Annotated in this window: 14 protein-coding genes; 12 read left to right on the plus strand and 2 right to left on the minus strand. The window is 41.5% G+C overall.

The genetic code is table 11. The annotated features are described in order from the left end of the window. The first annotated feature begins 6 nt into the window (after positions 1–6). The 12 genes from AC6FXG_RS00105 to AC6FXG_RS00160 all read left to right on the plus strand — a co-directional run bounded on the left by AC6FXG_RS00105 (position 7) and on the right by AC6FXG_RS00160 (position 10,669). Positions 7–1,470: a methylaspartate mutase subunit E gene (locus AC6FXG_RS00105; protein ID WP_500571065.1), complete on the plus strand. Its 1,464-nt coding sequence runs from the start codon at positions 7–9 to the stop codon at positions 1,468–1,470. Positions 1,471–1,498: 28 nt separating this feature from the next. Further along, positions 1,499–2,746 (plus strand): methylaspartate ammonia-lyase, encoded by a 1,248-nt coding sequence (locus AC6FXG_RS00110; protein ID WP_500571066.1) that lies wholly within the window; start codon positions 1,499–1,501, stop codon positions 2,744–2,746. Between the two features lie 61 nt (positions 2,747–2,807). After that, positions 2,808–3,653 carry a fumarate hydratase gene (locus tag AC6FXG_RS00115; RefSeq protein ID WP_075573946.1) on the plus strand — a complete coding sequence of 282 codons (846 nt, stop codon included), beginning with the start codon at positions 2,808–2,810 and terminating at the stop codon, positions 3,651–3,653. A 12-nt stretch (positions 3,654–3,665) separates the two neighbouring features. Further along, entirely contained in the window at positions 3,666–4,223 is a 558-nt protein-coding gene (locus tag AC6FXG_RS00120) for a Fe-S-containing hydro-lyase (RefSeq protein WP_500571067.1), read from the plus strand. Beyond that, positions 4,208–4,471 (plus strand): citrate lyase acyl carrier protein, encoded by a 264-nt coding sequence (gene citD, locus AC6FXG_RS00125; protein WP_500571068.1) that lies wholly within the window; start codon positions 4,208–4,210, stop codon positions 4,469–4,471. Before AC6FXG_RS00120 ends, citD begins: the two co-directional genes overlap by 16 nt. Then, positions 4,471–5,322 (plus strand): HpcH/HpaI aldolase/citrate lyase family protein, encoded by an 852-nt coding sequence (locus AC6FXG_RS00130; protein ID WP_500571069.1) that lies wholly within the window; start codon positions 4,471–4,473, stop codon positions 5,320–5,322. Before citD ends, AC6FXG_RS00130 begins: the two co-directional genes overlap by 1 nt. Continuing rightward, complete coding sequence (gene citF / locus AC6FXG_RS00135; RefSeq protein WP_500571070.1) at positions 5,309–6,766, plus strand: citrate lyase subunit alpha; 1,458 nt, start codon at positions 5,309–5,311, stop codon at positions 6,764–6,766. The genes AC6FXG_RS00130 and citF overlap by 14 nt, the downstream gene beginning before the upstream one ends. Next, the gene (locus AC6FXG_RS00140; protein ID WP_500571071.1) at positions 6,766–7,563 is read left to right on the plus strand and encodes a S1 RNA-binding domain-containing protein; all 798 of its coding nucleotides are present in this window, start codon (positions 6,766–6,768) and stop codon (positions 7,561–7,563) included. The genes citF and AC6FXG_RS00140 overlap by 1 nt, the downstream gene beginning before the upstream one ends. Then, positions 7,560–8,084, plus strand: coding sequence for a TDE2712 family protein (locus AC6FXG_RS00145; protein ID WP_500571072.1), 525 nt, complete (start codon positions 7,560–7,562; stop codon positions 8,082–8,084). The genes AC6FXG_RS00140 and AC6FXG_RS00145 overlap by 4 nt, the downstream gene beginning before the upstream one ends. A gap of 58 nt (positions 8,085–8,142) precedes the next feature. Then, a complete protein-coding gene (uraA, locus tag AC6FXG_RS00150) occupies positions 8,143–9,399 on the plus strand; it encodes a uracil permease (RefSeq protein ID WP_500571073.1) in 1,257 nt (418 codons plus the stop codon). A 7-nt stretch (positions 9,400–9,406) separates the two neighbouring features. After that, on the plus strand, positions 9,407–10,051 hold the full coding sequence (locus AC6FXG_RS00155; RefSeq protein WP_500571074.1) for a DUF3841 domain-containing protein: 645 nt from the start codon (positions 9,407–9,409) through the stop codon (positions 10,049–10,051). Beyond that, a complete protein-coding gene (locus AC6FXG_RS00160; RefSeq protein ID WP_500571075.1) occupies positions 10,052–10,669 on the plus strand; it encodes a hypothetical protein in 618 nt (205 codons plus the stop codon). Between the two features lie 278 nt (positions 10,670–10,947). On the opposite strand, the gene fic is transcribed toward AC6FXG_RS00160, so the two are convergent. Together fic and AC6FXG_RS00170 are read right to left on the minus strand one after the other, a co-directional pair. Further along, complete coding sequence (gene fic, locus AC6FXG_RS00165) at positions 10,948–11,508, minus strand: protein adenylyltransferase Fic (protein WP_500571076.1); 561 nt, start codon at positions 11,506–11,508, stop codon at positions 10,948–10,950. Positions 11,509–11,511: 3 nt separating this feature from the next. Then, positions 11,512–12,897 carry a glycine--tRNA ligase gene (locus tag AC6FXG_RS00170; protein WP_500571077.1) on the minus strand — a complete coding sequence of 462 codons (1,386 nt, stop codon included), beginning with the start codon at positions 12,895–12,897 and terminating at the stop codon, positions 11,512–11,514. Positions 12,898–13,030: the final 133 nt, after the last annotated feature.

Genomic DNA, 13,030 nt, shown 5'->3' on the forward strand with positions numbered 1-13,030 from the left:
GATAATATGAATTTAAAAAATAAAAGATGGACCGATGAAGAATTTTTCGACTTAAGAGAAGAAGTTCTGAATGGTTGGCCAACAGGTAAGGATGTTGACCTACAAGAGGCAATCGACTACTTAAAGGCTCTTCCAGATAGCAAAAACTTTGCTAAGAAACTTGAAAAAGCAAAAGCAGAAGGCAGAACTCTTGCCCAACCAAGAGCTGGTGTTGCTCTTATTGAAGACCACATTGTGCTTTTGAAGCACTTGCAAGATGAAGGTGGAGCAGACCTTCTACCAAGTACAATTGACGCTTATTCCAGACAAAACAGATATGAAGAATGCCAAAAGGGTATTGATGAATCTAAAAAAGCTGGCCGTTCATTACTTAACGGTTTCCCAGGTGTTAACCACGGGGTAGCAGGATCCAGAAGAGTTGTAGAAGCTGTGGACCTTCCAGTTGAAATGAGACACGGTACACCTGACTCCAGATTACTTGCAGAAATCATGCATGCTGGTGGATTTACATCCAACGAAGGTGGCGGAATCTCTTACAACATTCCATATGCAAAAGCTGTTTCAATCGAAAAATCTTTATATGACTGGCAATATTGCGACAGACTTGTTGGCTTCTATGAAGAAAACGGTGTTCAAATCAACAGAGAACCATTCGGACCTCTAACAGGAACACTTTGCCCACCAAGTACTTCAAACGCAGTTGCAATTATCGAAGCACTTTTAGCTGCTGAACAAGGTGTAAAGAGTATCACAGTTGGTTACGGCCAATGCGGTAACTTAATCCAAGACGTAGCTGCTATTAGAGCTCTTGAAGAACAAACAGAAGCATACATGAAGCACTATGGCTACAATGATGTAGTTATTACAACGGTTTTCCACCAATGGATGGGCGGTTTCCCACAAGACGAAGCCAAGGCATTTGGCGTTATCTCATGGGGTAGTGCGACTGCAGCTTTAGCTGGAGCAACAAAAGTTATAGTTAAGACTCCACATGAAGCTATCGGTATCCCAACCAAGGAAGCAAACGCAGATGGTATCAAGGCAACCAAGATGGTTCTAAACATGCTTGAAGGACAAAAACTTCCAATGAGTGATAGACTCAAAGAAGAAATTGAACTCATCAAGGCTGAAACCAAATGCATGTTAGACAAATTATTTGAACTTGGCATGGGCGACCTAGCAGTTGGTACTGTTAAGGGCTTCGAAGCAGGTATTGTTGATATTCCATTCGGACCTTCAAAATATAATAAGGGACTTATGATGCCAGCCAGAGACTTTGAAGGCTGTGTAAGATATCTAGAAACTGGTAATATTCCATTTACCAAGGAAATTAAAGACATTAACAGGTCAAAACTCGAAAGACGTGGTAAGGATGAAAACAGAGATGTTAGCTTCCAAATGACCGTTGATGATATATTTGCAGTTGGCTTTGGTAAGCTAATCGGCAGACCAAATCAAACCAATAAATAATTTTATAAGAAAAAAAGGAGTATGTATTATGAAAATAGTTGATGTAGTAGCAAGCGCCGGTAAAACAGGTTTTTACTTTGACGACCAAAAAGCAATCAAGATGGGTGCAGGACATGACGGAATGTTCTATGTTGGAGAACCACAAACAGAAGGTTTTACAAAAATCAGAATTCCTGGCGAATCAATTTCTGTAATGCTAATTTTGGATGATGGCCAAGTTGCCTTTGGTGATTGTGCAGCAGTTCAATATTCAGGAGCAGGCGGACGTGACCCACTATTCCTAGCAGAAGATTATATCCCTCTAATCGAAGGAGAAATCAGAGACCACTTAATTGGCAAAGAATTGAATTCATTCAAAGAATTAGCTGAAGAATTTGACCACCTACATGTAGACGGCCACAGACTTCACACAGCTATCAGATACGGAATTACCCAAGCTTTATTAGATGCAGTTGCAAAAGCAAAACACGTCACAAGAGCTGAAGTTGTTCGCGACGAATACAAGACAGGCGAAGAAATCAAGAGAGTTCCAATCTTTGCTCAATCAGGTGACGATAGATATTCAAACGCTGACAAGATGATCATCAAAGAAGCAGACGTTCTACCACACGGACTTTTCAACAACGTTGAAGAAAAGACAGGTAAAAACGGCGAATTACTTCTCGAATACATCGAATGGCTAAGAGATAGAATTATCGAACACAGAGCAAGAAAAGACTACAACCCAATCTTCCACATCGACGTTTACGGCACAATCGGTGACTTCACAGGCAACGATGTAGACAAGATGGCTGAATACATGAAGAAGGTTGAAGCTGCTGCAAAACCATTTGCTATCAGAATCGAAGGACCAATGGATATGGGTGACAAGGACAAACAAATCGAAGTTCTAGCAGCCCTAACCAAGAGACTTGACGCTGACGGAACAAAGGTTGAACTTGTAGCTGACGAATGGTGCAACACACTTGAAGACATCAAAGCTTTTGTTGACGCAGGAGCAGGTCATGTTATTCAAATTAAAACTCCTGACCTAGGTGGTATCAACAACACAATCGAAGCTGTTAAATACTGCAAAGACAATAATGTTGGTGCTTACTGCGGCGGTACATGTAACGAAACAAGCCGTTCAGCAGAAATCCTAACAAACATTTCAATGGCAACAGGTGCCCTCCAACAACTTGCTAAACCAGGCATGGGTGTTGACGAAGGTATCATGCTTGTAAACAACGAAATGTCCAGGGTTGAACGCCTAGTTAAAATGAGACAAGCAAAATAAATATTAAAAATATATAGGGGGCTTTATTTTAAAGCCCTCTATTACTAATGGGAGGTATTTAATGAAAGTTATTAATACAAAAGATATAACACAAGCAGTTAAAGATATGTGTATACATATGAACTTTGTGCTTCCAGACGATGTTATGAAAGTTTTAAAAGAAAGAAGAGATGCTGAAGATTGGCAACTTGCAAAAGATACTCTATCAACCATCATTGAAAACGATGAATTGGCAGAAAATAAATCCATTCCAATGTGCCAAGATACAGGTCTTACTGTTGTCTTTGTAAAGATGGGTCAAAATGTTAAGATTGAGGGTGGCTTTATCGAAGACGCCATCAACGAAGGCATTAGACAAGGTTACGAAGAAGGTTACTTAAGAAAGTCCATGGTCAAAGATCCAATTAGACGCGAAAATACCAAGGACAATACTCCAGGCGTTATCTATTATGATATGGTTCCTGAAGAAGATCATTTTGAAATTACTGTTGCAGCCAAGGGTTTCGGCAGTGAAAATATGTCCAGACAAAAAATGTTAAGACCAGCTGATGGCCTTGACGGAGTTGTTGATTTTATTATCGAAACAGCAGCCATGGCAGGACCAAACGCTTGCCCACCAATCGTACTTGGCGTTGGCATCGGCGGAACCTTTGACAGGTCAGCAGTCCTTGCCAAAAAAGCTCTGATGAGACCAATGGATTCATATAATCCTGATGAATTCTACAAGGACCTTGAAATCAAACTCGAAGAAAGAATCAACGAGCTTGGCATTGGACCACAAGGTTTTGGTGGCAAGACCACATGCCTTAGAGTTCTTATTGAAACATATCCAACTCATATTGCAGGCCTACCAGTATCTGTCAACGTAAACTGCCACGCAGTTAGACACGAAACCAAGGTATTTTAAGAGAGGTGCATAATGATTAAAATTGAAACTCCATTTACAAGAGAAAAACTTGCAGACCTTAAAGCAGGGGACAACGTTTTAATTTCTGGCGTTATCTATACAGCTCGTGACGCTGCTCACAAGAGACTCGTTGATGACCACGCAGCTGGCCGCGACCTCCCATTCGATCCAAAGGGAGCATGCATTTATTATGTAGGGCCAACTCCTACAGCTCCTGGTCAAGTTATCGGCAGCGCTGGACCAACCAGTTCATATCGTATGGACCCATTCTCACCAATCATGATGGACTTGGGTGCCATTGGCATGATCGGCAAGGGCAGACGCAACCAAGAAGTTATAGATAAGATTAAAGAAACAGGTGCAGTTTACTTTGCTGCAATTGGCGGAGCAGCTGCCATTATCAAAGATAGAATCAAGGAATGCGAAATCATCGCTTACGACGACCTTGGCGCTGAAGCTGTCAGAAGACTAGTTGTCAAAGACTTCCCAGCAACAGTTATTATCGACAGCAAGGGCAACAACCTTTATGAAATGGGAGTAGAGGAGTATCTAGCATGGAAACAAAAATAGTTAAGACAGGCCGTGCAGGTTCACTTGAAAGTAACGACCTAATCGTAGAAATCGAACCTGCCGATGATCTTATCATTGAAATTAAATCCGTGGTTGAAGATATTTTCAAAGACCAAATTGAAAATGTAGTCAGACAAACACTCAAGGATTTAAATATTGATAAAGCTAAAATTAGAATCGACGATAGGGGCGCCTTGGATTTTACCATTAGCGCCAGAGTAGAAACTGCAGTAAAGAGGGCTTTATAATGAAATACAGGACACTTTTATTTATACCTGGCAACAACCCAGGCATGCTTACAAGCCTAGAAGTGCTTGGAGCAGACGGATATATAATCGACTTGGAAGACGCAGTTTCCCTTGACAACAAGGACGCTGCCAGAGACCTGGTCAGATCATTTTTAAAGAACAAAAAGGGCGACCAAGATATTTTTGTCAGAATCAACGCCCCAGATACAGAATTTTTCGAAGACGATGTCAAGGCCATGCTTGACCTAGACATCAAGGGTTTCGTTTTGCCAAAGGCTACAATAAGTTTTGTTAAAGAACTCGACGCCTTCTTGGAAGGAACAGATAAAAAATACTATTCCATTATCGAAACTGCAATCTCACTTGAAACTTGCTTTGAAATTGCCAAAGAAGCCAAACATATGCGCGGATTTTTATTAGGCGGAGAAGATATGACTTTGGACTTAGGTGTAAAGAGAACCAAGGAATCCAAGGAAATCGAATACGCCAGACAAAAGGTAATTGCAGCTGCCAAGGCCAACGGCATCGAAGCAATCGACACACCTTGGACAGATACAGATGACACAGACGGACTAAGAAAAGATGCCCTCTATGCCAAGGCTCTTGGTATGACAGGTAAGGCACTTATTTCGCCACGTCACGTTGACATCGTTAACGAAGTTTTCTCCCCATCCAAGGAAGATATAGAACACGCCTTTAGAGTTTTTGAAGCTCTAAAAACTGCCAAGAAGGAAGGCAAGGGAGCCTTCTCACTCGATGGCAAGATGGTAGATAAGCCAGTTATCCTAAGGGCAAGAGACAATCTTGTAGCCTCAGGTAACTTTAAGGAGGAATACAATGAACTTATTTAATGATATTAAGTTAGAAAAGAATTATTCTCCAGATAAAACTATTAAACAAAATAAACTTGTAGAAAATTTTGACGAGCTCTTTGATAAACTCGACATCAAAGACGGAGCAAGTTTATCCTTCCACCACCACCTAAGAAATGGTGACTATGTATTAAATATGGTTATGGAAGAAGTCCACAAGCGTGGAATCAAAGACATCACTTTGGTTGCTTCATCAATCTTCCCATGCCATGCACCAATCATTCCTATGATTGAAGACGGTACAATTACAAATGTAGTTGCATCTTATATGTCAGGCGATGTTGCCAAGGCCATTTCAAAGGGCGCTTTAAAGGGCAAGGTCCTCATGCAAAGTCACGGTGGACGTGCCAAGACCATTATGGATGGGGATGTAAAAATCGATGTAGCTTTTATTGCTTCACCTGCTTGCGACATTCGCGGCAATGTAAGCGCTGTTGACGGAAACGCCTTCTGCGGTACACTTGGATATGCAATTGCAGATTCACTGATGGCCAAGAAGAGAGTTGCCATTACAGATACTCTTATGGACCTTGAATCCCACACAGAAATTCCAAGCGAAAGAATCGATTACATTTTAAAGGTCGACTCAATCGGTGATCCAAAGGGAATCGTTTCAGGTACAACACGTATAACCAAGGACCCAGTTGGACTTAGAATTGCTCAAAAGGCAGTTGAAGTTATGGTTGCAACTGGTCTGGTAAAAGACGGCATGAACTACCAATCAGGCGCCGGCGGAGTCAGCCTTGCTGTTACAAAATTCCTGGGCGACTACATGAAGGAAAACGAAATCAAGGGTGGCTTTGCCTCAGGCGGAGTTACAGGCGACCTTGTAAATATGATGAAAGATGGACTCTTCGACAGAATTTATGACGTCCAATGCTTTGACCTAGTCTCAGCTGAAAATATCAAAGAAGACGACAGGCACATCTCCATGTCCGCTGAAAAATACGCTTCAGTCGACAGAGACGCAATCGTAAATGGCCTGGACTTTGTTATCCTTGGCGCAACTGAAATTGATACTGACTTTAATGTAAACGTTATGACCGGCCACGACGGAGTAATTATGGGCGGATCAGGCGGCCACCAAGACACAGCTTACGGTGCCAAGGTCAGCATCATCGTTTCAAAACTCTTCCAATCCAGAATTCCTACAATTGTCGACCGCGTTGGCGTAATTACAACTCCAGGTTCCACCATTGATATTTTGGTAACAGAAAGGGGAGTTGCCGTTAACGATAGAAGAGACGACATCAAAAAAGCTCTTGATGAAGCAAATGTAAAATATATGACCATCAGCGAATTAAAGAAGATTCAAGATTCATATATTGGCGACTTTAAAATAAATCCTAAAGAAGGAAGGAGAGTCATCGGCTATAGCCAATACCGCGACGGTACAATTATAGACGAGATTTACGAAGTTTAATGATAGGTAAAATTATAAAATTTACAAATGAGGGTGCAATCGTCAACGTAAAGGGTGACGATTTTACCCTTTTAAGGGGAACCTTTAAAAATGTGGACCTGGGCGATGAAATCGAAGTTGAAATCGCCGACAAAAATGCAGGCACAGTCGTGCCCGTCGACTTTTTGCCCCATGAAGGCGAGCTCAGATTCTACAGGGTTTGCGACAAGACCAAGTTTGGATATTTTTTAGATATAAATATGCCAAGCGATCTTTTCGTGCCCTTTGCCCACTCATATCCCAATGTTAAAAAAGGGGATATGGTCGCGGTGGCCATAAAGCGTGACCGCGAGGGCAGACTCTACGGGTCCATGAAAGTGGCGGAGGCCTTGAGCCCTGACCATGAATATAAAGAAAACGACCATGTATCTGGCACAGTTTATTCAATCAAAAAAGGCCTGGGAGTTTTTGTCGCCGTTGACAACAAATACGATTCCTTGATTCGTCAAAGAGAAGTAAATCGTGCCTACGAAATCGGTGACCACATAGAAGCACGCGTTGCAGAAGTTTTGCCAGATGGCAAGATGACCTTATCCTTTAGAGAGAGGGCCCACTTGCAGATTGACCAAGATTCCGTTATAATAATGGAAGAGTTATTAAAGCATCCGGATCTACCTGTCGGCGACAAGTCAAGTCCGGAAGAAATCTACGAACGGTTCGGTCTAAGCAAGCAAGCTTTTAAAAGAGCCATTGGCAGATTGAAAAAGCAAGGGCTCATCAAAATTGGGCCTCACAATATAAGGAGGATAGAAGATTGAAGAAGATTAATGTAAATTTTGAAGTAGTAGAGATGATGATTTTCTTTTGGTCAAGCGTAGCTGAGCGTGAAAAGGTTGCAGAGCCTTACATTATTTCAGTTGCTGACAGAGACGAGATGAAACTCATCTATGATGCAGACTTTGACGACCAAGCGGTCAGACGTGTCCTATCAGCTATTTCAAACAGAGAATTATTAAACGGCGGTTCAGCCAAAGAAAAGAGATTTTGGAACAACAATATGTGGATGATGGAAGACCTTGGCGTTATGCAAGCCATGATCGACCCAATGAAAAAACTTTCCTTTGAAGGAGAGCTCGCAGACATCACCACCAAGTCTGGTGCTGAAGAAGTCGATTTAATCTTTGTTCCAGGCACAACGGAAACATACACAACCAAAGACAATAAATTAATCGTAAACTTTTTTAAAATTGCAGTCGATATTTTCGGTGGCACAGGAGAGGTTACTTTTAATGAAAAACCATTCAAAGAAGGCATACTAGAAGCCATCAAAGAAATATAATTTATAGAGCCATTAACCTGGCTCTATTTTTTAAAATAATTTTCGAAGGGAGACTATTATGAGAAAAATTTACCAAGTCGAAGACAAGGTGCCAGCAAAACTCTTGGTGCCACTTTCAATCCAACACACCTTTGCCATGTTTGGGGCATCGGTCCTCGTGCCAATAATCTTTGGCATCAACCCCGGCATCGTTTTACTTATGAATGGAATCGGAACCCTATTATTTATTTGGATTACCCAGGGCAAGGCTCCAGCTTATTTGGGATCCAGCTTTGCCTTTTTGGCACCAGGCACAGCCATTATAGCCCAACAGGGTTTGCAATACGCCCAAGGCGCCTTTGTAGTCGTGGGAATTATTGGCATGATCATTGCCTTTATAATTAAAAAATACGGAACCAAATGGATTGACGTCGTCCTGCCGCCAGCCGCCATGGGTGCAGTAGTTGCCCTCATCGGTTTTGAACTCGTCGGCCTAACCATCAGGGGCGGGGCAATCGGCGCAGAAATTTTAACCGAATCAGTAAATGGCAAACACATAGCAGTTTTTGCAGTTACCTTACTCACAGCTGTCTTTGGTTCAGTTTGCTTCAAAAAATTCTGGGCAACCATTCCAATTCTAATTGCAATTATCGTGGGCTATATCACATCAGTCGCCTTGGGCATGGTTGATTTTACACCAGTAGCCGAAGCTAAATTCTTCACCTTGCCTGAATTTCATTTGGCAAAATTTTCCATGGAAGCAGTTATCACAATGCTACCTGTAATCCTGGTAATTTTATCCGAACACATTTCCCACCAAGTTGTTACATCAAACATAATCGAAAGAGACCTGATCAAAGATCCAGGCCTCCACAGGTCCATCTTTGCAGACAACTTTTCAACTGCACTTTCAGGACTAATCGGCGGTGTACCAACCACAACCTACGGAGAAAATATCGGCGTTATGGCAATTACTGGCGTATATTCAGTTCAAGTTATTGCAGGAGCTGCAGTTATTTCAATTATAATGGCCTTTATTGGACCACTCTCAGCCTTGATTTCCACTATACCTGGTGATGTAATCGGCGGAGTAACATTCTTGCTCTACGGTATGATTGGATCAAGTGGACTTAGACTTTTGGTCGACCAAAGAGTTGATTTTTCAAATGCAAAAAATCTAATCTTAACATCTGTAATCTTTACAACTGGACTCAGCGGACTCACCATAAAACTGGGAGCCATCAACCTATCAGGTATGGTACTCGCATCTGTCGTTGCAGTTGTATTATCACTTATCTTCCACTTGCTGGATAAAGTCGGCCTAATCAATAAATAGGTGGCCCATGGATTTGGTAAACCTCTATACCAGGCAGCACGAAAATTCCTTGCATGAATTAAATTCCAAGGGAGTCATGACCAACAAGCAGCTCTATGTTGATCTTCACATGGGGGATATTGCGCCCTTTTTTTCCCGCAAGTACAATAAATTTGTCGAAATGGCAGAAAAAATTGTGCCCCGGCCAAACGGGATCGCCTATCCTATCTGGTGCTCGGTCAGCAAGGAAAACTGCCTCAAGCCCGTAGAAAAATCAGTAATTTATTGCTTGCAAGTTCCCAGCGACCAGGTGATGTATTTTTCGTCAATCAAATGGGACTATGTATTAAACAACTTATATATAGGCAAGGACCAGGCCGATGAAGAGGGCTTTGAAAAGAAAATCAAGGCTTTGGGTTGCAAGGACAAATTCAATTTTATCGACGGCCGCTACAAGGGCATGTATCCCGAAATCGAAAGGGAAATTGTCGATTCATGGGAGAGGATTTTTGATATAGACGAATGGGACTGCTTCAAAGTCCAGGCCAACCTCTGGCAAATAAAAAAAGAATGGGTCAAGCATATAATCTATCCGGGTGATGACTTTTTTGCCATCACCGCCGACATGACAGACGATATGGAAAAACACATTCAAGCATACAAGGAGAAATAAATGAAAAAAGTATTAGCGATAATGCTAGCCTGTGCACTATTGTTCACGGCTTGCAATACAAATAAAATGGCAGACGAATTTAAACGCTTGCCAAAGGATGAGAGATTAGTCTTAGAATTATCAACAGAGGACCAATTAAAATTGGTATCTGAAATTATTAAAGAAATTGAAAGAGTTGCCACAGCTTCCAAAGAATCAGAATATTACAAAGAGCATGAGGCTGATGACAGAGTCATTGAAATGGTTGACGGTGCCCTCCAAGGGGTCAAAGAGGACAAGCAAAATCCTAAAAAAATTTTAGATGGCTTAACTGATGGCATGAATCCAAAAGCCACAGTCCAAGATTTCAAAGATACCTTTACCGTTTCCAACCACGCAGCTTACGATACCAGAAAGTTCTCAGACCTTACTTTTGAAGAACTCAATGCTTATTATAATGCAGTCATGAATACATTGATAGAAAAACTTTCTGAAGACCAAGAGGAGATTGATAAACTAGACAAAACCTTCAGACAAGAGCTAACCAATAAAGACTACAAAGACCTCCCAGTCTGTGAAGCCGTAGTAAAAATAGCTGAAAAACTCCAGGCCCAGGCTGCAAATTTAAAAGAAAAATAGAAAGTGAATAGGTGTTAGATCTTAGCACCTATTTTTTGTGGAACAAAACTATGATAGATCAATATAAATATTATAATGAATATTGTTCAGAACGTAGGTAGCGGCCATCCTTTATGGTGGCCATTCCGGACCCGATTCCCGTTTACGGGATGAGGTGTTCGGCCTTTATACGGCAAATGGTTTTTTATAATTGCAATATAATTGTATTCATCAATTATATTGCCACCATATAACATGTACACAAAAAAGAGACCCACTCGGTCTCTTTTATTTTTCGCCTATATATCATAAATATTATATTCACTTTGGTCTTCGTAAAAATACGATGCTTGAATCCCCCTCATATAAACCTCACGGTCATCGATTTTATCGGTAAGGGCATCTCTTAACAAGGTCTTGATTTCCAGGGCATTTACCGGCGACCTTTCCATGGCGGATAGGTAATCGCCCTTGTCAATTTTGGACCAATCAACGCATTTCTTAATCTGATTTTTTAAAATCAAATCCAACCAAATCCTTGTCGCCCGTCCATTGCCTTCGCGAAAGGGATGGGCCACATTCATCTCTACATATTTGTCTATAATCTGGTCAAAATTTTCCTGGGGCATATTTTCTATTATTTTTAAATTATCATTTAAAAACAAGACTGGCGCGAATCTAAAATTTCCCTTGGATAAATTCACGTCACGAATTTGCCCTGCAAAATCAAAGACATCCTTGAACAAATATTCGTGAATTTCTTGCAAGGATTTTACGGTTCCGGGCTCAAAATTATCTATGATGCCTTGATCCCACAATTCCAAAGCGCGTTTTTTGCTGAGATATTCTTCCTTTTTCATAAATTAAAACATCATTCTTTCTTCCACATACTCCCTAACTTCAGAAATCTTGATTCTGATTTGCTCCATAGTGTCCCTATCTCTTAGGGTGACTGTGTCGTCTTCAAGTGTGTCGAAGTCGATGGTTAGGCAGAAGGGAGTACCGATTTCGTCTTCACGGCGGTAGCGTTTGCCGATGGATCCTCTTTCGTCGTAGTCGCAGTCAAAGTACTTGACCATTTCCTTGTAGACTTCTTCAGCCTTGTCGGATAATTTCTTGGTCAGCGGTAAAATTGCCAGTTTATATGGGGCAATGCGTGGGTGGAATTTCAAAACAGTCCTTGTCGTACCGTCTTCCAATTCTTCCTCCCTGTAAGCGTCTGCCAAAAATGCAAGAGTAACACGGTCTGCACCCAGTGATGGCTCAACTACATAAGGAATATATTTTTCGTTTGTTTGCGGATCCATATAATTCATATCCTCGCCAGAGCATTCCATGTGCTTGGACAAGTCGTAGTCAGTCCTGTTAGCAATACCCCAGAGCTCGCCCCAACCAAATGGGAAGAGGTATTCAATATCTGTGGTTGCCTTTGAATAGAAGGATAGCTCTTCAGGATCGTGGTCGCGTAGACGCATCATATCCTCTCTCATGCCGAGTGATAGTAGCCAATCCTTGCAGAAGGACCTCCAATAATCAAACCACTCATCATCAGTACCTGGTTTTACAAAAAATTCCAATTCCATTTGCTCAAACTCCCGAGTCCTAAAGGTAAAGTTGCCAGGTGTAATCTCATTTCTAAATGACTTACCAATCTGTGCAATACCAAAAGGCACTTGCTTTCTGGAAGTCCTTTGGGCGCTCTTGAAGTTTACAAAAATCCCTTGGGCAGTTTCCGGTCTTAGATAAATTTCTGATGCAGATTCCTCGGTAACCCCTTGGAAAGTCTTAAACATCAAATTAAATTGTCTAATCTCTGTGTAATCCAGCTTGCCGCACTTTGGACAAACGATATTGTGGTCCCTGATATAAGATTCCAACTCCTCATTGGTCCAGCCATCTGGATTGATGCCTTCAATATTATTTTCTTGCGCATAATCTTCAATCAACTTGTCCGCCCTAAAACGAGCCTTACAAGCTTTGCAGTCGATAAGCGGATCAGAGAAAGATCCCAAGTGGCCACTGGCCTTCCAAACTTCTGGATTCATCAAAATCGCAGCGTCAATACCAACGTTCAAATGGCTTTCGCGTACAAATTTTTGCCACCAAGCATTCTTTATATTATTTTTTAAAAGTACCCCCACCGGGCCGTAGTCCCATGTATTGCTTAAGCCGCCGTAAAGCTCGCTGCCCGCAAAGACAAAGCCCCTGTTCTTGGCAAGAGATACAAGTGTGTCCATAGATTTTAACATAATACCTCCTTATACATATATATTTATAATACCACAGTAAAGGCCATACTTCAAGCACAAAGAACAAATAAGAGTATGAACTCACTATGTAATGGATGAATACATTTCTCCTACGGATATTTTTCAGAACGTT

The sequence above is a fragment of the Ezakiella massiliensis genome (genome assembly GCF_059862345.1).